Below are 25836 nucleotides of genomic sequence, written 5' to 3' on the forward strand. Positions count from 1 at the left end.
GGGCTCTCCCGTCAGGAAATCAGGGTCCAGAAGTAGTCGCCGGTGTAGCCGGCCTCGTCGAACAGCTTCAGCCAGCCGTCCGGGTAGTCGTGGGTATGGGCGGTCAGCACCCAGTCGAGGAAGATCGCGCGTTCCTCCTCGTTGCGGTAGCTGTCGACCTGCACGAAGGCCTTGCCGCCCTTCGTCACCCGCATGATCTCCTGCAGCGCGGTGATCAGCTGCGGGCGCTCCAGGTTGTGCAGGGTGTTGAGCGAGATCACCGCGTCGAAGCTGTGGTCCGGGAACGGCAGCGATACCGCGTTGCCGAGGTGCAGGCGGCCGACCACCTCCGGCTCGCAGTGCTTCAGCGCGTATTCCGAGATCTCCAGGCCGAACGCCTCCAGCCCCGGGCAGGCGATCATGAAGTCCTTGACCAGGAAGCCCTTGGCGGCGCCGACGTCGAGCACCCGCATGCCCGGCTTCAGGCCGAAATGCGCGATCATGTCCTCGGCGATCGGCACCCAGCGGCCATCGTAGCGGTAGCCGCCATAGCCGTATTCGCGCGGGCCGTCGAAATACATCTCGCCGTATTCGCGGCTGACCCGGATGTGCTCGTCGGTCTTGGCGTGCTCGCGCGCCTTGACGTTGCGCTTGCTCTTCGGCAGGCGGGCCAGCAGGTTGACCTCGGCCATGGGCTCCTCCGGTCGGTCAGGCGGTCGCGGCCGCGCGCTTGTGGGTCAAGGCCAGTCCGTCCGCGAGGCGGGTATAGCTGAAATCGGGGAAGGCGCGAAAGGTCGCCGCCGGGTCGAACGGCCGGTAGCCGTTGTGCGGCATCGGACCGGACCGCGGGCTGCCCTTGATGGCCGGCGGGCTGGCGACATGGTCGGCCACCATCCCGGCGATCGCCCGGAAGCTGTGGACCTCGCCGGTCGCGGCGTTCAGCACGCCGGTCGAGCGGTGCACCACCATGCGCCGGACCAGATCGCCCAGATCGTCGACCAGCACGTGGTCGCGCCGCTCCTCGCCCTCGCCGAACAGCACGATCTCCTTGCCTGCCAGCGCCAGCCGACGGAAGCGGTTGGGGCCGTAGCCGTTGTGCGGGTCGTCGGCACCGTACACCAGGGTCGGCCGCAGGATCCCGACCGGCACCCCGCCCTCGTCCAGCAGCATCCGCTCGCGCGCCAGATGCATGACGCCATGCAGCGACCCGGGCTCGGCGCAGCTCGCCTCGGTCAGCGGCTCGGCCGAGTCGGCATAGACGGCGTCCGACGAGACGTAGATCACGTGCTCGACCGGCCGCGCCTTCAGGGCCGCCACCACCGCGTTCATCATGCGGATGTTGCGCTCCAGCATCGCGCCGTTCTTGCAGGGCGCCTCGGCCGCCACGACCACCAGCACGTCGTCGGCCCGCAGCCGCTTCGCCAGGGCGTCGCCGGCGCCGTCGGCCAGCAGGTCGACCGCCTTCCGGCCCAGGCGCTCCACCGCGATGCCCTCCCCGGCGATCGCGTCGGCGGCGGCCCCGCCGATGAATCCGGCGCCCAGCACCACCACGCGCGCGGCATCCAACGGGCTCTCCCGGCCGTGAGTCAGCATCACTGCATCTCCTGCGATTGGCTGGCCACCCCGAGGGTGACCCAGTCGAGACCCGCGGCGCGGGCGCGCGCCGGATCCAGGACCCGGTACGGATCGATCACGATGCGGCCGCGCATGGCCGCGGCGATCGCCGCCGGGTCGAGCGCCTTGTAGTCGGCCCACGGCGTCATGATGCAGAGCGCGTCGGCGTTCCGGACCGTGGCGATCGGATCGGCGCCGGCGGCCGCCGGCACCGGCGAGGCGCTGGCCGGCACCACCGGGTCGTGCACCGTCAGGTCGACGCCGTCGAGCGCGGCCAGCAGGGCGAGGGACGGCGAGTTCTTGGTCGAATGGGTGTCCTGCTTGTAGGCGAGTCCGAGCACCGCAACCCGGGCGGCCGGATCGGCGTCCAGCACCAGCGCCTTCAAGGTGCGCGCCGCCCAGCCCTTGCGCCATTGCGAGTTGGCGACCCAGGCCTTGACGATCCCGGTATCGGTGCCGTGCGCCGCCCCCAGCCGCATGACGGTGGCCAGGTCGCGCTCCAGGTTGCCGCCGGCGAGGCCGAGGCCGGGTGCCAGGTAGCTGTAGGCGCCGATCCGCCGGTCGAGCTTCAGCGACGGCGCGATCTCCGCCCAGTCGGCCCCGACATGCTCGCAGATCTCCGCCATGGTGTTGGCGACCCCGACCGAGGCCACCAGGCACATGTTGATCGAGATCTTGGCGAGCTCGGCGCTCTCGTAGCGCATCGGCAGGATCGGGCAGCCGAACGCCTCGAGCCAGACGCGGTACGGCTCCGGTAGCGGCGCCGCCGGATCGGCGCAGCCGACGATATGGCGCTCGGGCTCCAGCGCGCGCTGCAGGGCGATGCCGAACACCAGGGTCTCGACCTGGTACAGCAGCGGGCCCGGCACGCCCTCGATGCCGCGGGTGAAGCCCGGCGGCACCTGACTGAGGATCACCAGCGTGGCGTCGTCGCGCAGGGCCGGCCGCACCACGGCGAGCAGCCGCTCGACCGCCGACAGGTCGCTGGCGCCGGTGTCGTCGGTCGGCACGTCGGGGGCGAGGTAGACCACGTCGGCCCGCGCCAGGGCGCCGGCGTCGGCGGTCACCGTCAGGCGCGGCCGGCAGGCCGCGAAGGTGGCGTCCAGGTCCGGCTCCGACACCGGCAGGTCGCCCCGCTCCAGCCGCGCGACCAGCGCCGGGTCCGGGTCGAACAGCACGGTCTCGAAGCCCTTGGCGGCGGCGGCGGTGCCGGACACCAGCCCGAGATGGGTCATGCCGCAGTAGGCGATCACCGGGGACGCGGTCATGCGGTCTCACCGAAGCGGTCGAACGCCTCGCGGGCCAGGCTGCGCAGGGTGCGGTTCAGCCAGATATCGTTGGCGATGCCGGTGCCGCGGCCGGCGGCGCAGAGCTGCTTGAAATGCGCATACTCGGCCTCCCAGGTCGGGTCGGCCTGGACCAGGGTCACCGCCTCCTCCGGCGGCCGCCCGCTGGGCAGCACGCGGGTGCGGCGGGTGAAGGTGCTCGGCCCCCATTTGCACAGCGATTCGATGTGGGCGCTGCCATGCTCGGCGAACACGTCGCAGGTGAAGTGGTTCCGCCACGACAGCATGGTCATCTCGAGCTGGACGGTCGGCCCGTCGGCCGGATCGGCCGCCACCACGACCTGGTCGAACGACCGGTTCTCGTGCCGGCGCGCGGTCCGGACGCCGTAGTCCCAGGCATCGGCCCCGGGGACCCCGTCGCCGCCCGGGAACCAGGTCCTGAGGGTGTCCAGCAGGTGCGAGCCGAGATCCGGCAGCACCCCGGCCCCCTGGTCGCGCCAGTCGCTCTCGCGGACCAGCCGGGCGGTGCCGTTGCCGTAGAACATCCGCACGCTGTAGATCCGGCCGAGCGCGCCGGAACGGATCAGGTCGCGCATCCGGACATAGTGCGGCTCGAAGCGGTGGTTGTAGGCGGTGACGCAGACCGCGCCGGTCGAGGCGGCGATCTCCGCCAGTTCCTCCAGCACCGCATCGTCCTCGGCGACCAGCGGCTTCTCGACCAGCACATGCTTGCCGGCGCCCAGCAGCGCCTTCAGCAGCGCCGGCTTCGGCTCGTCCGGGGTGCACACCACGGCGACGTCGAAATCGTGGAACGCCAGGTCCTGCAGGCGCTTGGCGGTCGCCTCCGGGGCCACCGGGTCGATCACCGCGACCACCTCGTCGCCGGCCACGGCCCTGCGCTTGCGCCCCTGCACGCCGTACCCGACGATCACGACCCGCATGCCCGCCTCGTTTCCCGGTTCAGTCCCGCCGCGCCGTCTCAGCCGCCGAAGTTGGCGCGACGCTCGTAGGTCTCGATCTTCTTCAGCACCATCGCGGGCTCGACCGGGATGTTGCCGTCGAGCTCGCACTCGGCGGCGGCCGCCATCGCCCCGATGATCGACGCCAGCACCGGGTCGCCGGTGGTCTTCAGCACCAGGCTGGCATAGGCCAGCAGGGCGTCGCCCGAGCCGACCGCGTCGACCACGTGGTCGGCGAAGCTGTCGATCCCGAAGAAACTGCGCAGGTCGCCGCCGGCCTCGCGGAAGGTCATCATGCCGCGAGCCCCCATCTTCAGCATCAGCACCTTGCAGCGGGCCTCCTCGAACAGCCGGGTGCCGAGCGGCCGGATCACCGTGTCCTGGTCGCCGAGCGAGAACCGCGCCTCCTTCTCGTTCGGGGTGATCAGGTCGAAGCCGCGGAACTCCAGGATGTTGCCCCAGCGGCTGGCGACCTGGCTGTCGGCGACCTTGAAGCGGCCCTCGGGGATCGCCGCGGTCAGCAGCGGGATCGATTCGCGGTTGAAAATGCCGTGACGGAAGTCGCTGAACAGCAGGACGTCGGCCGGGACGTCGCGGATCGCCTCGCAGAGCTTCCGGCAGACCTGCTCGGAGATCGCCCGGTTGTCGAGCGTGTCGATCTTCAGCATCCGGTAGCCGTCGGCGACGATCGCGTTCTTGTTGATCGTCGGACGGGTGCGGTCGATCACGTCGTTCAGGGTGACCTTGGCCTCGGCCAGGTCCTCGCGCACGAAATCGGCGAGCAGGTCGTCGCCGAGCACGGTCGAGAAGGTGACCTCGGCCCCGGCCGCCTTCAGATGCTTGGCGACGATGCCGGCCCCGCCGACATAGTCCCGCTTGCCCTCGTAGCGCACGCTGATCGTCGGGGTCTTGCCGCTGGCGCCGATCACCGAGGTGACGGTCAGCGAATCGACGATGGTGTCGCCGATCACATGCGCCTTGGCCCCGGCCACCCCGGCCAGCGCGCGCTTCAGGTCGTCGAAGTTGCGGTTCTCGCCGTCCAGCAGGTTGATCAGCTTCTCGACCGCCAGATCCGGCGGGCCGGACTCGATGATCGCCGAGGACGAGTAGACGATGTCGCCGGGGGTGAAGATGACCTCGCCGCCGTAGCTCTCGACCGCCTCCTTCTCCTCCGCGGTGCGCGGATGCAGGCCGCCCTTCTGGTACTCGTAGCCCTTCACGAAGTAGTCGGGCTTGATCGTCAGGATGTTCTCGATCGGCGTCGCGTTCGGGTCGATGACCACGTAGTCGACGGTCTCCAGCGCGGCCAGGTTCAGCGCGCGCAGGCCCTCCGGCACGAACGGCCGGTGATCGGCCTTCTTGACGTGGGTGTCGGCGGTCACGCCGACCACCAGCTTCGCGCCCTTGGAGCGGGCGTAGACCAGGTGGCGGATATGCCCCGGGTGCACCAGGTCGAAGGTGCCGTGGCACATCACGATCTTGCGGCGACGCGGCGGCTTGCCGATGATCTCGGCGATCTCGGCGGCCGTCTTGACCTTGTGCTTGTAGGCGTCGTCGATCACCGCGGCTCGCCCCCTTCCTTACCCAAATAGTCGAACCAGGTCTTGGTGGCGCGGGCGATGCTGTCCGGGGTCCAGAGCGGCGCCTCGCGCCAGTAGTCGAGCTGCGCCAGCATTCGTCCGACGCCTTCCTCGAAGGTGACCTCCTGCCGCCAGCCGAGGTCCCGCATTATCTTCGCGGTGTCCGCCCATGTACAGTCGGGCTCGCCCGGGCGCTTCGGGATGTACACCGTCTCGCCGCCCAGCAGTTCGACCAGCCGGTTGACCGACTGCGGGTTGCCGGCACCGAGGTTCCAGACTTCGCCGACCATCCCGGTCTCGGCGGCCGCCAGGAACGCCTTCGCCACGTCGGTCACGAACAGGAAGTCGCGGGTCTGGGTACCGTCGCCGACCACGGTGAACGGCTCGCCGGCGATCTTCTGGCGCAGGAACACGCCGAACACCGCGCCGTAGGCGCCGGAGGTCCGCGACCGGGTGCCGTAGGCGTTGAAGATCCGCACCGCGTTCACCGGCAGGCCGTACACCTGGTGCCAGTGGAACGCCGCCTGCTCGCCCTGGTACTTGGACAGGGCGTAGGGATATTGCGGACGGATCGGGTGGTCCTCGCGGGTCGGCGTATCCGCCAGCCCGTAGCAGGACGACGACGCGGCATAGACCAGCTTCGCCACGCCGGCGTTGCGCGACGCCTCCAGCACCCGGGCGGTGCCCTGGACGTTGACGTCCATGTACTCCAGCGGCCGCTCGATCGACGGCACGATGTCGCCGATCCCGGCGAAGTGGAACACGTAGCGCGCCCCCGCGAAGGCGTCGTCGTCGGGCGCCAGCGCCCGGATGTCGCGAAAGTCGCGGACCAGGTCCGGGCCGTCGCCGTGATGGGCCAGGTTGAGCTCGCGGCCGCCGCTCAGGTTGTCGATCGCCCGCACGCGGTAGCCGCGCTCGAGCAGCAGGTCGACCATGTGGCTGCCGATGAATCCGGCGCCGCCGGTCACGACCGCATAGGGCTTTTCCGCCATGGGGGATGGTCCGTGTGGCTGTCAGGTGGCGATGGTGTAGCCGGCCGCCTTGGCGTCGCCCTCGAACATCCGGACCGTCTCCAGGCTGAACTGGTCGAGATCCTTGCCGAGGCCGCCGAGCTTGGCCAGCAGGTCGTTGGTCACGGTGATGATGTGGCAGCCCATGGCGTCGGCCTGGACGATGTTCAGCAGCTCGCGCGGGCTCGCCCACAGCAGTTCCGCCTTCGGGCGCGACTTCAGGATCTCCCGGCACTCGGTCATCAGCGGGATCGGGTCGCGGCCGGTATCGGCGATGCGGCCGGCGAACACCGACACGATCGCCGGGGTCGCCGGGTCGAGCGCGTCGGCCACCGCCTGGACCTGGGCCGGGGTCATGATCGCGGTCACGTTCACCACCACGCCGGCCTTCGACAGCGCCGCGATCGGCGCGCCCATGAAGGTGCCGGCGGTGTTGGTCACCGGGATCTTGACGTTGACGTTCGGCGCCCAGGCCCCGATCACCCGGCCCTGCGCGGTCATCGCGTCGGCGTCGTCGGCGAACACCTCGAACGAGATCGGCTTGTCGGTGATGGCGTCCAGCACCCGGCGGGCGAACGCCGCGTAGTCGGTCACCCCGGCCTTGCGCATCAGCGTCGGGTTGGTGGTCAGCCCCTGGATCCAGGGCTTCGCGGCCATCGCCTTCATGCCCTCGAGATCGGCACCGTCGGCGAAGATCTTGATCCTGAGGTCGTCGACCGAAGTCAGCGTCATGCTCGTTCTCCAGATGCACGGGCCGCCGCGTCGCGGTCCAGGATGCGCGCTGCCGCCTCGGCGACGTCGCCGACCGTCAGGTCGGGCTCCAGCCGCTCCGGCTCGTCATAGCCGCACTCGATCAGCACGGTCGTGCAGCCCGCCGCACGGCCGGCCCCGACGTCGCGCCATCGGTCGCCGACCATGTAGCTCGACGCGAGATCCAGGCCGAGCTCGTCGGCAGCCCGCAGCAGCATGCCGGGCGCCGGCTTGCGGCACCCGCAGCCGTCGCCGGAGTCGTGCGGGCAAACGTAGACCGCGTCGATCGGCATGGCCTGCGAGAGCCGGGCATGCATCGCGTCCATTGTAGCCGAGTCGACGTTGCCGCGCGCCATTTCCGGCTGGTTGGTCACGACCACGGTGACGAAGCCGGCGGACTTCAGGGCGGCCACCGCCGCCGGCGCTTCCGGCAGGATCGCGAAGTCCGCGAGCGTCAGCGCGGCGATCGGCTTGCCGCCATGCACCTCGGTCGCGACCAGGACCCCGTCGCGGTCGAGAAAGACCGCTCGCCGCCCGCCGCTCACGATCGGGTCAGGCCCTCCCACCGGTTGGCGCGCGCCATCAGGTCGGGGTGGCAGACCAAGCCGTGCCAGACCACCGCCTGGAACGCCTCGGAATGCGGCGTGATGTGGTTCGGGTCGACGGTCGGGATGACCAGGACGTGGTCGCCGACCTGCTTGGTGTAGCCGCCGTCGCGGCCGACCACGCCGAGGATCGTCAGGCCGTGCTGCTTGGCGTATTCCAGGGCCAGCACCAGGTTCGGGCTGACGTTGCGCTCGCGCGAGCCGCCGCCGACCGAGAACACCAGGACCGCGTCCTTGTCGTTGGCCCGGCTGACCTCGAGCCAGCCGGCGAACACGCTCTCCCAGCCTTCGTCGTTGGTCCGGGCGGTCAGCTCGGCGACGTTGTCGGTCGGGGCATAGGCCTCGATCCCGCACAGCTTGCGGAAATCGTTGACCGCATGCCCGCAGTTGGCGGCCGAGCCGCCGACCCCGAGGATGAACAGCCGGCCGCCGCGGGCCCGCAGCGCCACCAGGGCGGCGACCATCGCCTCGACCTCGGCCGGGTCGATGGTGCGACAGATTTCGGCCGCCTGGGCCAGATAGGTTTCAGCGTGCGACGGCATGCGCCCTCCGGCCAGCGCCGACCCGGGATCAGGCCGCGGTCAGCTTCTGCATGGTCTTGACGTTGAAGTACTTGTCGTCGGTCAGCGAGTTCGGCAGCTTGCCCTCGCGGAACGCCTTGCACAGCCCGCGCACCGCGTCCTCGACCGTCCGCTTCGGCTGGAAGCCGATCTTGTTGCGTATCTTGTCGGAATTCACGTGATAGGAGCGGATGTCGTCGGTCGGCGTGGTGACGATGTCGATCGGCGGCCGCCCCGGGAACTCCTGCTCGACCACCGCCTTCACGGCCAGCGCGATGTCGGAGATCGACATGTTCTGGTAGCCGGCGTTGAAGGTCTCGCCCTGGATCTTCCCGGCCGGCAGGCCGAGCAGCATGACGTACAGGTCGGAGACGTCCTCGACATGGATGTTCGGGCGCAGCTGGCTGCCGCCGAACACCGTGATCTTGCCGTTGTTGACCGCGTGGTTGGTCAGGATGTTGACCGACAGGTCCAGGCGCATGCGCGGGCCGTAGCCGCACACCGTCGCCGGCCGGATGGTCACGCCCACGAAGTCGTCGGAGATGTGCTTCCACAGCAGCGGCTCGCACATCCCCTTGAACTTGTTGTAGTCGGTCAGCGGGACCAGCGGGTGGTCCTCGGTCACGTCCGGCGCCTCGGAGACGCCGTAGACCGAGCTGGTCGAGGCGTAGACGAAGCGCTTCACGCCGGCCTGCTTGGCCGCAACCACCATCGGCTCGAAGCAGTCGTAGTTGATCGACTTCGACAGGCTCGGGTCGAGGATGAAGCTCGGGTCGTTGGAGATGCAGGCCAGGTGGATGACCGCGTCGCAGCCGGCGACCGCCTCGGCGAACGCGGCGGTGTCGCGCAGGTCGCCCTTGACGGAGGTCAGCTTCGGGTTCTGCTTCGGCAGGGTGTCGTCGCCGAAGTACTGGATGTCGAACACCACCACCTCGTAGCCGGCGTCGAGCAGCTTCGGCGTCAGCACCGAGCCGACATAGCCTGCACCGCCGGTGACGAGGACGCGGTTGATGGTGTGATCGGTCATGGCATGGTCCCGGAAATCAGCGAACGCAACCGGCCGCGGAATGGCCGATTCGGTGCCGGTCGTATAGCGGTTTTGCCCCGGCGCAGCAAGGATTCCGACCACGCTGCGCGGCGGCCGCCGCGTGCCTCAGGTGAAGCTGTCGACGCCGTCGATCGGCGGCAGCAGGGCCGGGTCGATGGTGGTCGGCGCCACGTCCAGGGCGGCGTTCATCCGCAGCAGCTCCTCGGCCTGCCGGACACCGTCCTCGTCCTCGACGACGAGGCCCTCGAAGACGAAGTGCAGGGCAGCCCCGCTCTCCAGGAACCGGTCGTAGATCCAGCGCCGTTTGGCCGGGTCGGCCGGCAGCATGAACAGGCTGCACATCACGATGCCCTCGATCTCGTCGAGCTTTCGCAGCATCGAGTAGAACTGGACGAAGCAGTTCTCGAACAGATACTCGCCGACCGACAGGCGGAGCTGGGCGCCGCGGCGGGTGATATAGTCGCGCATCACCAGGTTCTGGACGGTCGCCGGCATGCGCATGCCCTTGAACGACTGGTGGGTGACGTAACCCTGCAGGCCGGCGCGCGTCCGGTTGGCGCCGGCCGGACCGGCGCCCGGCTTCGCGGCCTCCTCAGCCATCGATCGCCTCCGGCGCGCGGAAGTTCATGCCCACCCGGCTCGCCACCTTGGTGGTCACCGGGGTGTAGAACCGCCCGAGGCATTTCTCGTCGCTGGAATACGGCGTGAACAGGCCGGTCAGCCGGCAGTTCAGCGACCACCGCGACTCCGCGGTGTCGTTGCGCACGTTGCCGTGCAGCAGGATCGGCGAGAACACCAGGGTCTGGCCGTATTTCACCGGCACCCAGTGAAACTCGTCCCTGTAGGCCTCGAACAGGTCGAACTGACGGCCGCCGTCCTGCAGGCTGCTCATCTTCCCGCGAACCGTGCGGTTGACCTCCGGGCGCAGGATGTACATCGCCTTGGTGTCGTACACGTCGACCAGCGGCGTCCACTCCACCACCTCGAACGGGGTCTCGGCCGACCAGACGTCGGCATGCACCGCCAGGGTCGAGGTCTCGTCCCGCGGCATCTGGATCGACAGGTTGACCTTGTTCTGCATCGCCAGCTCGTTGCCGACCACGGCGTCGATCACCGAGCGCGCCAGCGCCAGATAGGTCGGCCGGCACCAGGCGTGGGCATTCAGCCCGTTGAACACGTGCAGCCGCAGCGCGTTGATCTCGGCCACGCCGACGCGCTCGTGGATGCGGTTCAGGAAATCCCCGTCATCGGCCGGCAGGTCGCACTTCAGGTGGTCGCAGGCCAGCCGGACGATCTCGTGCCGGAGCGCGTCCAGCGCCGACCGGTCGTCGACGTCGCGGATGATGTAGCCGTTCGCCAGGAACTCGCGGGCGAGTTCGTCTTCCAGCGCATTCGTGAAGCGGTCGGTGAGGGCCATGGGTCGACACGTCCGTCTGCAGTTTCGCCGTCTGCGGTCTCACCGGCGGCGGTGGCACCGGTCGGCTGTCCGTCTCTACCGCGGACCGAAGCCCCGGCCAAGAGGAGTGCTTGCCACCCCTTTGTACCGGGCGGCGCGTCAGCCGACGGCCACCCGACGCGCGGTCTCGGTGATCACCGCGGTCCAGGCGGTACCACGCTGGCGCAGCACCGTCAGGCTTGGGTACCACGGTACGGTCTCGCCGTCCTCGAACCAGAACCACAACGGGTCGCGCTGCATCATCACCACCCCCGGCACGCCGAGGGCGCCGGCCAGATGGGCGTTGATGCCGGAGATCGTCACCACCGCGTCCAGCGCCGCGATCTGCGCCGCCAGTTCGTCCAGATCGTCGCGGATGTCCGGGGCCGGGTTGTCGTGCGGCACCGGCCGGCGCGCAGCGGCGACCTCCGCCGTCTCCTCCGGGTCCGGATCGTACTGCAGGCTGATCCAGGTGCCGGCCGAGGCCCTCATGACCGGCGCCAGGTCGCCGAGCGGGATCGACTTGCGGCCGGCGGTGCGACGATTGCCGCTGCGCCAGGCAAGGCCGATCCAGGGTCCGGGGCCGAGGCCGGCGAACCGTTCGCGCCAGTGCTCGACCCTGGCCGGGTCGGCGGTCAGCAGCGGCGCCGGGCGCGCGCCAAGCACCGCGTCACGCGGCAGCACCGCCGGCAGCCGGGCGGTCGACGACTGGGCCGCCGGCCGGGCGGCCGCGATTCGCGGGTCCGGCGGATCGGCGCGCGGAACGACGGTGACGCCGTCGAGCGAGCGGTCGAGCAGGGCGGCCAGCCTGGGATCGACCTCCAGGATCACCGGTCCGCCGGCCCGGCGCCGGGCCTCTTCCACCAGGGTCGCGAACAGGATCTCGTCGCCGATCCCGAACTGGCCGTAGAGCAGCAACGGTCCGCCCTCGACCCGGCCGCCGGACCACAGCGGGGCGTCGAACAGCCGCTGCCGGGAATCCGGCTCCGGATCGAGCCAGCGCGCCGCATAGTCGGCGACCCCGTTCCAGTCCCGGCGGCCGAGCCTGATCCAGCCGCGCGCCCAGCGCGCCCGCGCATCCTGCGGATCGATCCGCAGGGCATGCTCGACGTCGTCGATCGCCGCCGACTTGCGGCCGACCTCGATCAGCGCCATCGCGCGATTGACCAGGCTCTCGCGGTCCTCCGGCTCCGCCGCCAGGACCCGATCCAGCAGCTCGATCGCGCCGGCGGCGTCGCCGGCCTCCTGGCGGAGCGCGCCGGCAACCTTCAGCGTACCGATCTCGGCGCCCGGCAGCACGGCGGCCTGCAGATGCCCCCGATCGAGCCCGGTCAGGGCCGCCAGCAGCCGGGAACCGGCCGCATGGTCGGGCGCCAGGACGAGGCAGCGCCGCAGGGCCGGGGCCGCGCCGGCCGCCGATCCGCCGCGCCAGCGCGCCAGGGCCAGGCTGTACCAGGGACCCGGCTTGTCCGGCAGCTGCGCGGCGATCGACCCGAACGCCGACGCGGCAGCCGTCCAGTCGGCATCGGCGACGGCCCGCCGGGCGGTCTGGTCGAGCCCTGCGAGTTCCTCGTTCACGCCGTTCCCGAGGCCGGTACCGGCAGTTCTTCCGGCGGCGCGCCCGGGAAGCCGTCGGCGGTGGCGGTCGACGTGATCCGAGGCAGCCGGCCGGTGGCCACACGCTCGATCAGCGCGATCTGCGCCGGCAGGCAGACGGTTTCGAGGTCGTAGTTCCGCACGACGTAGTCACGCGCCGCGGCGCCATAGCGGGCCCGCGTTTCCGGATCGTCGAGCAGGGCACAGATGCGGTTCGTCAGGGCTTTGCCGTCGAAATAGTCGACCAGGGCGCCGGTCTCACCGTCCTTGAGGACCTCCAGCACCGGCGGCGTCGCCGAGGCGACGAGGCAGCATCCGATCGCCATCGACTCCAGCATCGACCAGGACAGCACGAAGGGATAGGTCAGGTAGGTATGGACCCGGGACACCTGCAGGATCCGCAGGTAGTAGTCGTATGGCACGCGGCCGACGAAATGCACCCGCGCCGGATCTATCCGGACCTCGGCCAGCAGCTTCTCGCGCCAGTTCCGCGCATCGGCCGGCAGGCCGCCGTAGCTCGTCTCGTCGCCACCGACCAGCACCACCTGAGCCTGCGGCCGTCGGCGCAGCAGTTCCGGCAGCGAACGCATGAAGCGGTCGAACCCGCGGTATGGCTCGAGGTTTCGGGACACATAGGTCACAACCTCGTCGTCGCGCGACAGCACCGTCCCGTTCGGCAGCGTCAGGCGAGCATCCGGGTTCGGCGCACAGATCTGCGTCCGGATGCCGTCGTGGATCACCGACATCCGCGACTGGTAGGCGACCGGCTGCTGCTGCCACTGCCATCTGGTCGGCGTCACGCTCCAGTCCGCCGCCTCCAGGCTGAGCAGAAGATGCGTGTTTCGGGCGCGCGAACGGCAGACGATGTCGAGCTCGGGCTCGCGGTCGGTGTCGAACCCGATGTCGGAGCCGCGGCCGCGATAGTAGTATTCGGCGTAGACCAGCAGCGGAACGTCCGGGAATACGTCCTTCAGGAACAGCGCCTCGCCCCAGCCCGAATGGGCGCAGATGATGTCCGGCGTGAAGCCCGCGCTCTTGAGTTTCACCGCTTCGCGAACGATCGCCTGGCCGAACAGCAGCTGCTCGTCCAGGAACTTGACGTAGTGATGCGCGTCGGTTCGGGGCTCTCGGCCCAGATCGTACCGGACCGTGCGGACCCCCGGCATCTCCAGACCCTTGCGGCGGGTCATGAATATCACCTGGTTTGCCGGGTCGGCTGCGTAGTGGACGGCCAGATGCGCGTACTGCGCCGGCATGTTCTGATGTACGAACAGGATGCGCACGGGATCATATCCGATCGGGCGATTTCGCGGCGGCGATCTGTTTATCCGCTTGGGCCCGACGATGCAATTCCACGACCGGATCGTCGGCCGCCCCGTAGTCTGCGCCCGGCCCACCCCCGGACCCGGCAGCGATCCCCGGATCCGGGAACCGTCCGGGCGCCGCCTTGCACAGCCCCTCACCCGATGCTAGGTACCCGGCAGACTGTCTCGGCTATGCCGCGTCGTCGCCCTGTACCCCCGACAACTCCGCCGATGAATCGAGCCGATCCCAACCCGAAATTCGAGCTCTTGAGGGATCCGGGCAACGCCGGTGAGCTCGCTTCCCTGATTCGCGCCGCCACCGATCCCACCGAGGTGTTCGAGCAGTTCCGGCGCCTGCTCCTGCTGCCGGGCGCCTATGTTCAGCGCGACGTCCTCGTCGTCGAAGGCGACGTGATCCGCAAAGCCCTTCGCGCGAGCTCCGCGATTCCCAGCCGCACCCTCGCGAAGGTCGCCAACGCCTCGCCCAGATACCACCGCACCATCACGTCCTTCATCGCCGCATGCCTCCTGGTATCGGGACGGCTCGACGATGCCACCCGCAACGCGGTTTCGATCGAGTACGGCAAGTGCCCGACCAATTTCGACCGGGCGATCGCGATCATCGGCAGGCACACTTCAGTCCAGAGCATGCTGCAAGCGCAGATGCTCGTGTCGGAGAAGAACTACCTGACGATCGTTCTGCGTGCGGCAGGGTATTCCGACCTGGCGCTGGAAATCGGCCGTCACGTCGCCAAGATTTCGAGCAAGATTCACCAGCGCGTTCACCAGGACAAGCTCCGGGTCTTCACCGACCGCTGGACATTCGCAATCGGACACATCGTGATACTGGCCTACCTCGTGAAAGCGCAGGGATCAGGCCTGACGCCATACGGCGGAATTCGGATCTGGAATGGTGGAATAGCCAACCGGTATCTTATGGACCGGGTTTCGACGCTTTCCGACAATTTCGACTACATCAGATCGTATCGCTTCTTCGGGGAACTGCACTCGGTCAACCACGCCGAGATATTCGACGATCAGTACCTGAACTACTTCGACACGTGCGGGGTGATCGCCGACAAGGCCGGCGACGAAACCGGGGCCATCCTGGAACGGCCGGCGCTCTCGGACCCGGCCTTCGAGACGTTCAGGACCGCCCTCGGACTGCAGCCGTCCGCCAGGATCGTGACGCTGCACTGCCGCGAGGCCGGCTACCGGGTGGACTCCCGCCACGGGCTCCGCAATGTCGACATCGCGACCTATCTTCCCGCGATCCGCCGGCTGGTCGAGCGCGGCTACACCGTCATACGCCTCGGCGACAGGTCCATGACGCCGCTGCCGAAGATCCCCGGCGTCTTCGACTACGCCAGGTCGACGCTCAAGTCGCCGGAACTGGATGTGCTGCTGACCGGGGTCGCCACGTTCCACATCGGATCGAGCTCGGGCCTTTCCCTGGTTCCGCAGCTGTTCGGCACACCGTGCCTGTACCTGAACTGGTACCCGCTCGACATGATGCCGTGGGGCCGCCGGAACTGGTCGGTCCTGCGGCCGATGCGTCACCTGGACGGGTCCGGGCGGGTCACCGACCCAAGCGTCTATTTCCGGTACGGCCGGATGCCCGACCGGGCGCTGCTGAACGCCTGCGGCGTGGAGCCCGAGAACCTGACGGCCGAGCAGGTCGAGCATGCCGTGGAAGCGTTCGTTGACGGCCTGTCGGCGGACCGGGGCCCGCCGGACCGGACCGGGCGCAATATCGGGCCGGTTCTGATCGCCGGCGCCGACGGGGCCGACGAGCCGTTCATCAGGGTCCCGACCGAGACGATACGGTAGCTGCGGCACCCCGCATCCGGCGCTCCGCGCCGCCGTCGACAGCGCCGCGGCGCCCGGTCCTCAGTGGCCGCCGAGCCTTGCGGAGACCTGCTGAAGGATCTCGTTTGCCGTCATTTCCCGACCGGGCTCCCGGTCGCTCCCCCCGGCTGGCCTCGCTTACGCCAGATGCCGTCGGCCTGGCTAGCCACAAAGAACGCGGCACGAGCGGCCACGGCACGCGACGCCCCGCGTCGACGTGACGCTCGGTCAACCGCCGGATCGGCCGAATCCGACATTGCGGAAGCCCCGGCAGTTACCTTACATACACCCGCTTTGTGCCGACCGAGGAGGGCGCCCTGGTGCCGCACATAGATTTCGCCTCGATCACGCAGGGGGTCCCGCAGTGCCCCGTGTGCGGGAACACCGACCGCGAGCCGAGCACGGCGCCGGCCGGGACGATCAGCCCGTATACCCGCACGATCGCGGAGATGGTGGAACTGGAGCCCGAGGAACTGCTGCGGCGGTTCCCGCTTTGGGTCTGCAAGTCCTGCACCGCGGCCTGGCACGATCCCTGGTTCACCACGGATTTCGCCGAGACCTTCTACGGATATGTCTGCGGCCAGCACTTCTACGGCTGGGCCGGTCTCGCCAATTGGCTGAAGCGCAAGCCCGTCACCTTCGTCGCCACCCGCTCGGCGATCTGGCAGCTGCTGCGCGACAACATCCCGGGCTCGTTGACCTACGCCGAGCTCAATTGCCCGAATGCCGGGCTGATGTTCGCCGAGGCCGATTCCCGGGGCGGCGACGAAATCCGGAAGGTCGGACTGGAGCGTCTGCGCGAGCTGACCCGCGTGTACGCGAAGACGTCGATCTTCGACCGGCCGAGCGCTGCGGCTTCCGCAATGCGCGCACGGGAAGTCAACGCCCAGTCGGCGGGATTCCTGGTCGAGCGCACCCTGCTGACCGAGGACTCACCGTATTGCTGGCGGCGGTCCTGCGTACAGGCCGGGGTGGGCTGCCACGCCTACGCCCAGGACTTCCTGTTCGACCGCATGCTGACGCTCAAGCGGGCGGAGGAGACCGGCCGGCGGTTCGACCTCGTCGGATCCTTCGTCACGCTCGACCACATGCCCGACCCGATTTCGCTGTTGAAGAGGCTGCTGACGGTCGGCAAGCGCGTCATACTGGAAGTGCACGGGCCGGGCTGGACCGACCTGCAGCATTTCTACGCGTTCGGGAACGGCTTCGCGGACCAGCTGACGCAGCTCGGCGCGACCTATCGCGACCTGACCGCCGTGTCGCGGGCCCACGGCGTTCCCGGCCCGACCAACGGCAGCCGGTTCTTCATCCTCTCGACGGAAGACGACCTGTCGTGGGTGCCGGGGACCGCGGCGGGATGATCCGGGACCGCGCCCACGGGTCGATCTGCGATCCGGCACGACTCTGCCGATCTGTGACTGACTGGAAGGACGCGCGGCGTGGCCGAATCCTCGTTTGATCCACAGTCCGTCTTGGCTGAATGCGCGGCAGTGTATGCGCAGGCGAAGAAGTTCGAGGCCCGGAGCGACAAGAGCGTTCACTGGAATGTCTTTCCGTCGGACTTCGCGCGCACGTTCGAGCATGCCGATGCCTGGCCCCGGCTGCTGCGCAACGGCATCTCCGCCGGGTTCAACGACGACACCGTGCTGGTTCCGGACCGCTGGGAACGCCGCAAGAAGCACGACTACGGCGACCTCGTGCCGCGGCACGACGACGACGAGAACTACACGCGCCAAACCGCCGGGATGTTCCGCCTCTGCGCGCAACGCCTCAAGCTCAACGTCGTGCAGACCCTGCTCAACACCGAGACGGGATCGCCCCGGCTGGCCACCTTCGAGGTCAAGGTGCAGGGCCCGAACGGCGTCGAGGCAATGAGGTTCTCCGCCAGCGGCCACGACCTCTCCCTGGTCTATGCCTGCGGCCGGCTGATCCAGACGATCCGCTCGAACGAGAAGGTCATGGAGCGGGTCCAGGCCAACCCGACCATCGTCGAGATCGGCGGCGGCTTCGGCGAACTGAGCGCCAAGGTCAAGCGGGCGTCGGGCAAGATGCGTTGCGTGATCTTCGACCTGCCCGAGCCGAGCGCGGTCCAGCTCTACTACCTGCGGAGCCGCTGGCCGGGCAAGACCATCTACACGATCCAGGACTTCCATCGACGCGGCCTGCGGATCTTCGACGACCCCTTCGACTTTCTGCTGCTTCCGCCGGCGTTCATCAAGCTGGTGCCGGCCGGCTGGCCCTCCGTGTACGTCAACATGCGGTCGTTCCAGGAGATGCGCTGGCTGTCGGTCGCCGACTATTTCGTCGAGATCCAGCGAAGCATGCCGAAGGGCGGCCTGTTCTACTGCGTGAACCGGCTCCTGAAGCGGATCGGCGCGCAGGACATCGCCTACGACCGGTTCCCGTTCGACGACCGTTGGCGACCGATCAGCACCGACACCGTCCCGTTCCAGAGCCATATCCGAGAGGGCTTGTTCGAGCGGACCTGACGCCCTGGCGACGGCCCCTCCTGTGCACGGCGGGTGGCGACGCGACCGGGGCACGCCCCAGACCGGCAGCGGACCGCCGCGCAGACAACCAGACAAGGCAGCCATGATCGACTCCAAGACGCGCATCAAGGCCCGGCGGCGGGCGGTGGAGAACCCCAGCGACGTGGCCGCCATGTTCGAGGCCGAGTGGCCGCCGCTGAACCGCGAACAACTGGTCAAGTTCCGCAGGTCGGTCCGTCGCGGCATCGTCATGAAGGACCTGCGGATACCCACCTACCTGGTGCGACGCCTGAATCGCTTCGTGGCCGCGATGCAGCACCGCGGGGCCCGGTATCGGAAGACCGAGACCTGGACGGCGGTCGCGCCGAACGGCCAGTCGGTGGCGTTTCCGCTCAACGACTTCGCCTCGACGCAGTTCAAGTCGCTGGTGGAGAAGTACGACAGCTTCTACGAGCGCACCCTGATCGACTTCGTGACCTCGCGGATCCGGCCCGGCGAGGTGTTCGTCGATGTCGGGGCGAATCTCGGCTACGTCAGCGCGTTCATCGCCAAGGCCGGTGCCGTCGTCTTCGCGATCGAGATCCAGCGGGACCTGATCCCGCTGATCGAGCAGGTCGCGACCGTCAACGATCTCGACCATCTGCGCGCCATTCACGCCGGTGCATCCTCACAGGCCGGCCTGTCGATGATGCCGCGCATCGAGGCGAATACCGGGACCCGGCTGGAGGGTCAGCCGTTCTACGTGAACTACCGCGACCCGCGCTCCCTGATCGACGACTTCGTGCCGGTCATCACCCTCGACGACGCCTTCCTCGAAGCCGCACTCCTGCCGAAGGTCGTGAAGATCGATGTCGAGGGGCACGAGATCGACGTGCTGAAGGGCGCCCGCGGGATCATCGCCGCGGCGCGGACAACGTTCGTCGTGGAGTACCACGCGCATCTTCTGCACGTTTACCGTCGCAGGCCGAGCGATCTGATCGACTGCTTCGACCTTGACCGATGGTCGATGTTCCAGCTGACCGACGACGGGCTGCGGCCGCTGGACGGCATGGATGACATCCGCCCGGACGAGCACGATCCGAACCCGAAGCTCGTCTTCGTGCCACGGACCGCGTGACGCCGGGAACGGTGTGACGCCGGTCAGCCCGCCGATCGGCGCGACTCGACCTGTCGTCGCAGTTCCGTACCGAGGCGCTCGACGACGTCGCGCCACTCGCCCGACCGCGTCTGCCGGAACAGGCGCATGCTGGGGTACCAAAGGCAGGTCTCCCCGTCATACCCCCAGCGCCAGTCCGCGACCCGGGCGAGCAGCGTCCAGACCGGCTTGCCGAGGGCACCGGCCATGTGGGCGACCGAGGTGTCGACGGTGATGACAAGGTCCATCTGGTCGATCATCGCGGTGGTGTCCGCGAAATCCTCGATATGCGGCGACAGGTCGAGCAGACGTGGTTCGCCGGCGCTGGCGCCGCTGCCGGCCGCGACCTGCAGGCCGTAGAACACGGCCCCGGGGGTATCGAGCAGCCGCGCCAGCTCCTTGAACACGATCCGCCGCATCGCGTTCAGCGGCGTCGCGATGTTGCCGGTCCAGCACAGGCCGACGCGCAGCCCCTCGCCGGCCGGAACCCGAAACGCCGGCTCGGGCGGCTCGATATACCGGCCCGCCAGCCCGAGGACCTCTTCCTCCAGGCCGAGCCGGGCCGGCAGGCTGAGCAGCATGTCGACTCCGTCGAACGCGGCCGGACTGCCGGACGGGGTCGGATCGATGACGGCGGCGACTCCCCGCGCCGATCGGAGCAGCCGCTGCAGCTCCGGCGGGCAGGCGATCACGACCTCCATTCCCCGCTCGGCCAGAGGGCGGACGAACCGGACGAACTGGACCGCATCGCCGGCGCCCTGCTCGGTCGCCAGCAGGAGCCGCCCGCCGGGACGTATCCGGCCGTCCCACAACGGCCAGCCGGCCTCGGCATAGGGGGCCAGCCCCTTGCTGCGGTTCTCACGATACTCGTACTCGGCGAAGCCCCTGCGATAGTCGCCGGCCGCCAGCAGTCCCAGGGCATAGGACAGCCGCATGTCGGCCGCATCGGGCCGGCACAGGACGCCGCGAAGACGGCTCAGCAGCGCTTCGTCGAAGGCCGCGACGTGCCGGAGTGCGTTGCCGAGATTGACCCACAGCTCGGCCGCGTCCGGCTGCAGCAGCGTCGCGCGCCGGAAGTGAAGCACGGCATCGTCGGGGCGGCCCTGGCGCTGACGCACCAGTCCCGCCTGATTGTGGGCCCGCGCGTCGTCCGGCCGGTGCCGGCACAGCCGATCCACCCAGCGCACCGCCATCGGCAGGCGGCCGTCCCCCACCAGGGTCTGCACGAGCCGCAACCCGTCCTCGTAGGTGACCTGTTTCGGCGCCGTGGTCACTGCCAGGCCCCTGCGGCTACCGGACACCCACTGTCCAGGCGACACCGTCTCATGGTTCGCGGAGCGATTCCTCGATGCTGCGCAGGATCGGGTCGAGCAGGTAGCGGAGCAGGGTCTTCTCGCCGACCCCGATCATGGCCATGGCGGGCATGCCCGAGGTCAGCTTGTTGTCCTGGAGGATACGCTGCCGCGACTCCGGATCGAGCCGAAGGATGGCGCGGTAGTAGGGAGCCGACCCGTTGGCCTCCTGCACCACGTCATCCGACACGGATTCGAGCTCCGCCTCGACCGGATGCATGAAGCGCTGGCTGAACGCGGTCAGGCGGACCTGCACATGGGTGATCCCCTCGTTGAGGGCGTCGATGTCGCGCGGCTTGATCCTCGCGATGACGACGAGATCCTCGTCCTCGGGGACGATCTGCAGGATCGGCTGGCCGCTCTGGATGACCTGGCCGACCGTGTGGACCGAGAGATCGATCACCCGGCCGGAGCGCGGCGCCCTGAGGTCCACGCGACGGACCGACGCCGAGACCACCGGGAGGTCCTCGCTCATCGACTGGATCTGGTCGACCACCAGGCCGAGACGGTGCGCGACCTCGAGCTGGAAGTCGCGTTGCATCTGGACGATCCGCAACTCGGTCTCGCCGATCTGCTTCCCGAGCTGTGCCAGATTTCCGTCCGCCCGGGCCAGCTGCCCCTTCAGGGCCGCCTGATTCCGTTTCAGCAGGAGAAGCCGGGGCAGACGCTCGAGACCCTTTTCGTAGAGCTCGCGAACCGAGTTCAGCTCCTGTTCGATCAGCCCGAGTTGCTCTTCGATCGCCTCGCGTTCGCGGGTCACGCCCTCGATCTGGGTCTTCGCCTGGTCGATCTGCCCGAGGAACAGAGCGGTCTGGCCTCGCTGCGACTCGCGGCGCGTCTCGAACAGCCGGCGCTCGCCCTCGATGATCTCGGCGATCTCCGGGTCCGACTCCGCCTTACGGACCTCCTGCGGCAGTTGGATCTCCTGCAGGCCGTCGCGCTCGGCCACCAGGCGGGCGCGCTCGGCCAGCGCCGAGAGATATCGCTTGCGCAGGGCGTTCGCCTGAGCGTTGACACGGGTCGAGTCGACCCGGGCCAGCACCTCGCCCTCCTTCACCCGCTGTCCTTCGCGGACAAAGATCTCGGTGATGACCCCGCCGTCGGCGTGCTGGACGACCTTGCGCTCGTTGTCGACCCGCAACTCACCCGGCGCCAGCACGGCACTGTGCAGCGGCGCGAACGCCGCGAAGCCGCCGAACCCGCCGAAGAAGATCAGGATCACCGCATAGCCGGCGATCAGCGCCTTGTTCCAGGACGGCCGGGCCTGTCTGGAGATCTCCTCATACGGATCGAACAGCGTCGGCAGGGAGGAAGGGCGGGAGGTCTCGACGAGTGTCATGACGTCGCTCGATTGGCGATGGGCTTGGATTCCTGGCTGGCGGCGATCTGCGGCTTCGGCTGGGCCGCGACCGGGCCGACCACCTCGTCGCGCGGAGCGTATTTGTGAACGACGCCGTCGCGCAGGATCAGAACCTTGTCGACGTGCTGCAGCACGTTGATCCGATGGGCGATCAGCACCACCGTGCAGCCACGGGCCTTCAGCGCGTGAAGCGCGTTCTTCAGCGCCTCCTCGCCCTCGCTGTCCAGGTTCGAGTTCGGCTCGTCGAGGACCAGCATGAGCGGATCGCGGAACAGGGCCCGGGCCAGGCCGATACGTTGCCGCTGGCCGCCGGACATCAGGGCCCCTGCGTCGCCGACCGGGGTGTCGTACTCCTTCGGAAGCCGCTGGATGATCTCGTGCAGTCCGGCGAGATCGGCGGCCTTGATGATCGATTCCGGCGTGGCGTCGTCCTGCAGACGGCAGATGTTGTCACGGACCGAGCCGTCGAACAGCTCGACGGTCTGCGGCAGGTAGCCGATATACCGGCCGAGATCCTCGGACGGCCATGCGTAGACGTCGGTCCCGTCGAGCCGGACATGGCCGTGAGTCGGCGCCTCGATTCCGACCAGCAGCGATGCGAGCGTGGTCTTGCCGGCACCGGACGGGCCGATGACTCCGATGATCTCGCCGGGCTGAATCTCGAAACTCACATTCGACAGGATCGGCCGGTCGAACCCCGGGACGGTGTAGGTGACGTTCTCGACCGCGATGCCGCCGGTCGGGCGCGGCGGCACGACGCTCAGCCGCGGCCGCTCGACCATCGAGTTCAGGATCTCGTCGATTTCCTTGTAGGCGCCGAACGCCTCCAGCGTGCTGCGGTAGCTGCCGATCATGGTCTCGAGCGGCATGAGCGCCCGACCGACCAGGATGACCGACGCCATCATCACGCCGGGGCTCATGGAACTTTGGGGCTGGATCATCTCTACGGCGGCGGCGCTCATGATGGAGATCTGGATCGCCATCCGCGCCCACTTGGACAACGCGCTGATCAAGGCCGCCCGCCGCGACGCGACCGTCTGATGATGAATGGCCGCAACGGTGTCCGCCTGCCAGGCCCGGACGATGGTCGGGGTCATGCCCATGGCCTCGACCACGTCGGCGTTCCGGGTCGCCGACGTCGCCCGCCTGTAGGCCGGCTGCATCGCCGACTGCGCCCGGGCCAATGCGCCGCGCGACAGCCTGTCGTTCAAGATGGCCAACACGACCAGCAGAATCGCACCGCCGACCGAGATCAGCCCGATGATCGGATTCATGAGGAACAGGATGGCCATGAACAGCGGAATCCACGGCACATCCATGATCGAATAGATCGAGTTGCTGGTCAGAAACGTCTTCAGCTGCGTGAACCGCTGCAGGGCGTTCGCGCCGCGGCGGTTGCCGCGCTTGATCGAATGCGCCAGCGACGCGTGGAGCAGCCGCGAGGTGAGGTTGCGTTCCAGGTAGTTGCCGATCTCGATCAGAACCCCCGACCGGGCGACATCGATCGCGGCCTGAATCCCGAGGGCGAACAGCGCCATCGTGAACAACATGCCGAGCGTTGCCATGCTGTAGCTGCTCAGCACCTTGTCGAAGACCGAGAACATGTACAGCGGCACGGTCAGGATGAACAAGTTGACCGCGAAGCTGAACACCGCCACCGCGGCGAACGCGGCCCGGCATTTCCTGAAGGCGTGCTTGAGGGCGTCCTTGGCGCCGACGTGGCTTTCGGTCTCGCTCATCGGCCCTTCTGCCCGCAACGATCCGCGCGGCCATACCGCACGTCAGAATTCCATAATACGCCGACCGGCGTCGCGACGCACGCTGTCGTCCGGAGTTTGACCGCCGAACGGCGATCCGCTAAAGCGGGCGCGCCCCGGTCCGGCGAACCCTGGGCCGCCGCATTGCAAATAGGCATCATGATGAGTGCTGAACCGATCGGATCGCCGTTTCGTGTGTTCGTCGGCTACGACAGCCGCGAGGACATTGCCTTTCGAGTCTGCGAGGCGTCGATGCGGTGTCGATCCTCGATCGCACTCGACGTTCGGCCGATCGCTCAGGCCGACCTTCGCGCCCGCGGCTTGTACTGGCGCGCAAAGGATCCGCTCGCATCCACCGAATTCACATACACCCGATTTCTTACACCCTACCTTGCGGGCTATCAAGGGTGGGCCTTGTTCTGCGACTGCGACTTTCTGTGGCTTGCGGACGTCGCGGAACTGCTGGCGCTGGCAGACCCGACGAAGGCCGTGATGTGCGTGCACCACGACCACCGGCCGACCGAGGACACCAAGATGGACGGCGCCGTCCAAACCACCTACCCCCGCAAGAACTGGTCGAGCCTGATGCTGTTCAATTGCGGCCATCCGATGGCGAGATCGCTGACCCCGCAGGTCGTCAACACCCAGAGCGGCGCCTACCTGCATCGCATGCAGTGGGCGGCCGACGAGGCGATCGGCGCCCTGCCGTCGACCTGGAACTGGCTGGAAGGCAGCATGCCGAAACCGGTGGACGGCACCCCCGCGGCCGTGCACTTCACGCGTGGCGGCCCATGGTTCGAGAACTGGCAGGATGTAGACTACGGTGACCTCTGGCTGAGCGAGTGCGCGGCCCTCGACGCACCCGGCCGGACCTGAACACGAACGATACGCGGGACGATGGCCGGGGCGGCGGCACCCGGCCGGCAAGGAGAGAGACGCAATGAAGAAGGCACTGATCATCGGCGGCGGCTTCGCAGGCTGCGCCGCCGCCCACCAGATCCAGTTGATCGGCGGCTGGGACGTCACCCTGGTGGAGCGTGCGCCGTTCCTGGGCGGCGGCGTCAAGACGCACTGGCGCGGCGGCCATCCCTTCACCTTCGGGCCGCGGCACATGCTGACGCCGATGCCGGAACTGTTCGAATACCTCAACGCCATCGTGCCGATGCGCAAGCTCGACCACGAGTTCATCACCTATGTCGAGGCGGACCGGAACTACTACTCCTTCCCGATCCACAAGGACGACATCCCGCGCATGCCGGAGCGCGAGTCGATCGAGCGCGAGATCGCCGAAGCCCAGGAGCTCCGTACCTGGACCGCGGCCAAGAACTTCGAGGAATACTGGATCGCCTCGGTCGGCGAGACCCTGTACGGCAAGATGGTCGACAAGTACTCGCGCAAGATGTGGCAGGTCGCCAGCAACGCCATGCTCGACGACTTCGGCTGGTCCCCGAAGGGCGTGGCGCTCAAGGAAGGCCCGCGCGAGGGCTGGGACACCGCGATCTCGGCCTACCCGCTGGCGCCCGACGGCTACGATCGTTACTTCGATGTCGCGACCGCGGAAACCACGGTCAAGCTCGGCACCGAGATCGAGGCCTTCGACATCCCGCAGAAGCGCGTGCAGATCGCCGGCGAGTGGCATGCCTACGACCTGATCGTGAACACCGTCTCGCCGGACATGCTGCTGAACTACGCCTACGGCGAACTGCCCTATGTCGGGCGCGAGTTCATGACCATCATCCTGCCGGTCGAGCACGCCTTTCCGGACAAGACCTACTTCACGTACTACGCCGGCGACGAGCCCTACACCCGGATCGTCGAGTACAAGAAGTTCACCCAGCACCAGTCGCCGTCGACCCTGCTCGGCATCGAGATCCCGAGCCACAAGAACAAGCTCTACCCGATGCCGATCAAGAAGGAGATCGCGCGCGCATACCAGTATTTCGACGCCATGCCGGACGGCGTGGTCTCGATGGGGCGCGCCGGCAGCTACAAGTACATCGACATCGACGACATCATCTGGCAGGCGATGAAGATGGCCGAGGAGCTCAAGCAGGGCGGCCTCTCGCACCCGGTGCCGGTCTATGGTGCCGACCAGGCGGCCCCGAACCTGCTGACCCAGAAGATGGTGGACGCGAAGGTGGTACCGGGCCGTTCGTGAGCCCGTCGACG

At 68.4% G+C, this 25836-nt stretch carries 23 protein-coding genes; 6 read left to right on the forward strand and 17 right to left on the reverse strand.

The window, feature by feature from the left end:
• Window positions 1-11: 11 nt before the first annotated feature.
• The 14 genes from RIC31_RS05100 to RIC31_RS05165 form a co-directional block, all read right to left on the reverse strand.
• A complete protein-coding gene (locus RIC31_RS05100) occupies window positions 12-671 on the reverse strand; it encodes a class I SAM-dependent methyltransferase (RefSeq protein ID WP_350103794.1) in 660 nt (219 codons plus the stop codon).
• A gap of 16 nt (window positions 672-687) precedes the next feature.
• A complete protein-coding gene (locus RIC31_RS05105; protein WP_350103795.1) occupies window positions 688-1572 on the reverse strand; it encodes an NAD-dependent epimerase/dehydratase family protein in 885 nt (294 codons plus the stop codon).
• A complete protein-coding gene (locus RIC31_RS05110; protein ID WP_350103797.1) occupies window positions 1572-2861 on the reverse strand; it encodes a UDP binding domain-containing protein in 1290 nt (429 codons plus the stop codon). The genes RIC31_RS05105 and RIC31_RS05110 overlap by 1 nt, the downstream gene beginning before the upstream one ends.
• Complete coding sequence (locus RIC31_RS05115) at window positions 2858-3820, reverse strand: Gfo/Idh/MocA family protein (RefSeq protein ID WP_350103799.1); 963 nt, start codon at window positions 3818-3820, stop codon at window positions 2858-2860. Before RIC31_RS05115 ends, RIC31_RS05110 begins: the two co-directional genes overlap by 4 nt.
• A 38-nt stretch (window positions 3821-3858) precedes the next feature.
• Window positions 3859-5400: a PfkB family carbohydrate kinase gene (locus RIC31_RS05120; protein ID WP_350103801.1), complete on the reverse strand. Its 1542-nt coding sequence runs from the start codon at window positions 5398-5400 to the stop codon at window positions 3859-3861.
• Window positions 5397-6410, reverse strand: a complete 1014-nt coding sequence (locus RIC31_RS05125) for an NAD-dependent epimerase/dehydratase family protein (RefSeq protein WP_350103805.1) — start codon at window positions 6408-6410, stop codon at window positions 5397-5399. The genes RIC31_RS05120 and RIC31_RS05125 overlap by 4 nt, the downstream gene beginning before the upstream one ends.
• A 21-nt stretch (window positions 6411-6431) precedes the next feature.
• Entirely contained in the window at window positions 6432-7160 is a 729-nt protein-coding gene (locus RIC31_RS05130; RefSeq protein ID WP_350103807.1) for a transaldolase, read from the reverse strand.
• Window positions 7157-7723 carry a D-glycero-alpha-D-manno-heptose-1,7-bisphosphate 7-phosphatase gene (locus RIC31_RS05135; protein ID WP_350103809.1) on the reverse strand — a complete coding sequence of 189 codons (567 nt, stop codon included), beginning with the start codon at window positions 7721-7723 and terminating at the stop codon, window positions 7157-7159. The genes RIC31_RS05130 and RIC31_RS05135 overlap by 4 nt, the downstream gene beginning before the upstream one ends.
• Window positions 7720-8325, reverse strand: a complete 606-nt coding sequence (locus RIC31_RS05140; RefSeq protein ID WP_350103811.1) for an SIS domain-containing protein — start codon at window positions 8323-8325, stop codon at window positions 7720-7722. The genes RIC31_RS05135 and RIC31_RS05140 overlap by 4 nt, the downstream gene beginning before the upstream one ends.
• Window positions 8326-8353: 28 nt before the next feature.
• Complete coding sequence (locus RIC31_RS05145) at window positions 8354-9370, reverse strand: NAD-dependent epimerase/dehydratase family protein (protein ID WP_350103813.1); 1017 nt, start codon at window positions 9368-9370, stop codon at window positions 8354-8356.
• A 126-nt stretch (window positions 9371-9496) separates the two neighbouring features.
• Entirely contained in the window at window positions 9497-9991 is a 495-nt protein-coding gene (locus tag RIC31_RS05150) for an LIC12192 family sporadic carbohydrate cluster protein (RefSeq protein WP_350103815.1), read from the reverse strand.
• Window positions 9984-10808, reverse strand: a complete 825-nt coding sequence (locus RIC31_RS05155) for a sporadic carbohydrate cluster 2OG-Fe(II) oxygenase (protein WP_350103817.1) — start codon at window positions 10806-10808, stop codon at window positions 9984-9986. Before RIC31_RS05155 ends, RIC31_RS05150 begins: the two co-directional genes overlap by 8 nt.
• A 138-nt stretch (window positions 10809-10946) precedes the next feature.
• Window positions 10947-12404, reverse strand: coding sequence for a tetratricopeptide repeat protein (locus RIC31_RS05160; RefSeq protein ID WP_350103820.1), 1458 nt, complete (start codon window positions 12402-12404; stop codon window positions 10947-10949).
• Window positions 12401-13705, reverse strand: a complete 1305-nt coding sequence (locus tag RIC31_RS05165) for a glycosyltransferase family 4 protein (RefSeq protein WP_350103822.1) — start codon at window positions 13703-13705, stop codon at window positions 12401-12403. The genes RIC31_RS05160 and RIC31_RS05165 overlap by 4 nt, the downstream gene beginning before the upstream one ends.
• 252 nt (window positions 13706-13957) lie before the next feature.
• Between RIC31_RS05165 and RIC31_RS05170 the strand changes: the two genes are divergently transcribed.
• The 4 genes from RIC31_RS05170 (at window position 13958) to RIC31_RS05185 (ending at window position 19180) form a co-directional block, all read left to right on the forward strand.
• A complete protein-coding gene (locus RIC31_RS05170) occupies window positions 13958-15556 on the forward strand; it encodes a TIGR04372 family glycosyltransferase (protein WP_350103824.1) in 1599 nt (532 codons plus the stop codon).
• A 338-nt stretch (window positions 15557-15894) separates the two neighbouring features.
• Window positions 15895-16935 carry a hypothetical protein gene (locus tag RIC31_RS05175; protein ID WP_350103826.1) on the forward strand — a complete coding sequence of 347 codons (1041 nt, stop codon included), beginning with the start codon at window positions 15895-15897 and terminating at the stop codon, window positions 16933-16935.
• A gap of 129 nt (window positions 16936-17064) precedes the next feature.
• Complete coding sequence (locus RIC31_RS05180; protein ID WP_350103829.1) at window positions 17065-18063, forward strand: putative sugar O-methyltransferase; 999 nt, start codon at window positions 17065-17067, stop codon at window positions 18061-18063.
• Window positions 18064-18166: 103 nt separating this feature from the next.
• Entirely contained in the window at window positions 18167-19180 is a 1014-nt protein-coding gene (locus RIC31_RS05185) for an FkbM family methyltransferase (protein WP_350103831.1), read from the forward strand.
• A gap of 23 nt (window positions 19181-19203) precedes the next feature.
• On the opposite strand, the gene RIC31_RS05190 is transcribed toward RIC31_RS05185, so the two are convergent.
• From RIC31_RS05190 to RIC31_RS05200, 3 genes are read right to left on the reverse strand one after another with little or no spacing between them, the layout of a single operon-like run.
• Window positions 19204-20472 carry a glycosyltransferase family 9 protein gene (locus RIC31_RS05190; RefSeq protein WP_350103834.1) on the reverse strand — a complete coding sequence of 423 codons (1269 nt, stop codon included), beginning with the start codon at window positions 20470-20472 and terminating at the stop codon, window positions 19204-19206.
• A gap of 49 nt (window positions 20473-20521) precedes the next feature.
• Window positions 20522-21889, reverse strand: a complete 1368-nt coding sequence (locus RIC31_RS05195) for an HlyD family type I secretion periplasmic adaptor subunit (RefSeq protein WP_350103836.1) — start codon at window positions 21887-21889, stop codon at window positions 20522-20524.
• On the reverse strand, window positions 21886-23649 hold the full coding sequence (locus RIC31_RS05200; protein ID WP_350103838.1) for a type I secretion system permease/ATPase: 1764 nt from the start codon (window positions 23647-23649) through the stop codon (window positions 21886-21888). The genes RIC31_RS05195 and RIC31_RS05200 overlap by 4 nt, the downstream gene beginning before the upstream one ends.
• 177 nt (window positions 23650-23826) lie before the next feature.
• On the opposite strand from RIC31_RS05200, the gene RIC31_RS05205 reads away from it, so the two are divergent.
• Both RIC31_RS05205 and RIC31_RS05210 read left to right on the forward strand, forming a co-directional pair.
• A complete protein-coding gene (locus RIC31_RS05205; RefSeq protein WP_350103840.1) occupies window positions 23827-24543 on the forward strand; it encodes a hypothetical protein in 717 nt (238 codons plus the stop codon).
• Between the two features lie 64 nt (window positions 24544-24607).
• Entirely contained in the window at window positions 24608-25825 is a 1218-nt protein-coding gene (locus RIC31_RS05210; RefSeq protein ID WP_350103843.1) for an FAD-dependent oxidoreductase, read from the forward strand.
• Window positions 25826-25836: the final 11 nt, after the last annotated feature.

This window comes from Thalassobaculum sp., assembly GCF_040219615.1.
Taxonomy (GTDB): domain Bacteria; phylum Pseudomonadota; class Alphaproteobacteria; order Thalassobaculales; family Thalassobaculaceae; genus Thalassobaculum_A.

Bases quoted from the DNA above. Each gene is read 5' to 3' on its own strand.
- RIC31_RS05100 (WP_350103794.1), bottom strand. From the start codon at position 671: ATGGCCGAGGTCAACCTGCTGGCCCGCCTGCCGAAGAGCAAGCGCAAC.
- RIC31_RS05105 (WP_350103795.1), bottom strand. From the start codon at position 1,572: ATGCTGACTCACGGCCGGGAGAGCCCGTTGGATGCCGCGCGCGTGGTG.
- RIC31_RS05110 (WP_350103797.1), bottom strand. From the start codon at position 2,861: ATGACCGCGTCCCCGGTGATCGCCTACTGCGGCATGACCCATCTCGGG.
- RIC31_RS05115 (WP_350103799.1), bottom strand. From the start codon at position 3,820: ATGCGGGTCGTGATCGTCGGGTACGGCGTGCAGGGGCGCAAGCGCAGG.
- RIC31_RS05125 (WP_350103805.1), bottom strand. From the start codon at position 6,410: ATGGCGGAAAAGCCCTATGCGGTCGTGACCGGCGGCGCCGGATTCATC.
- RIC31_RS05130 (WP_350103807.1), bottom strand. From the start codon at position 7,160: ATGACGCTGACTTCGGTCGACGACCTCAGGATCAAGATCTTCGCCGAC.
- RIC31_RS05140 (WP_350103811.1), bottom strand. From the start codon at position 8,325: ATGCCGTCGCACGCTGAAACCTATCTGGCCCAGGCGGCCGAAATCTGT.
- RIC31_RS05145 (WP_350103813.1), bottom strand. From the start codon at position 9,370: ATGACCGATCACACCATCAACCGCGTCCTCGTCACCGGCGGTGCAGGC.
- RIC31_RS05150 (WP_350103815.1), bottom strand. From the start codon at position 9,991: ATGGCTGAGGAGGCCGCGAAGCCGGGCGCCGGTCCGGCCGGCGCCAAC.
- RIC31_RS05155 (WP_350103817.1), bottom strand. From the start codon at position 10,808: ATGGCCCTCACCGACCGCTTCACGAATGCGCTGGAAGACGAACTCGCC.
- RIC31_RS05170 (WP_350103824.1), top strand. From the start codon at position 13,958: ATGAATCGAGCCGATCCCAACCCGAAATTCGAGCTCTTGAGGGATCCG.
- RIC31_RS05185 (WP_350103831.1), top strand. From the start codon at position 18,167: ATGATCGACTCCAAGACGCGCATCAAGGCCCGGCGGCGGGCGGTGGAG.
- RIC31_RS05195 (WP_350103836.1), bottom strand. From the start codon at position 21,889: ATGACACTCGTCGAGACCTCCCGCCCTTCCTCCCTGCCGACGCTGTTC.
- RIC31_RS05200 (WP_350103838.1), bottom strand. From the start codon at position 23,649: ATGAGCGAGACCGAAAGCCACGTCGGCGCCAAGGACGCCCTCAAGCAC.
- RIC31_RS05205 (WP_350103840.1), top strand. From the start codon at position 23,827: ATGATGAGTGCTGAACCGATCGGATCGCCGTTTCGTGTGTTCGTCGGC.
- RIC31_RS05210 (WP_350103843.1), top strand. From the start codon at position 24,608: ATGAAGAAGGCACTGATCATCGGCGGCGGCTTCGCAGGCTGCGCCGCC.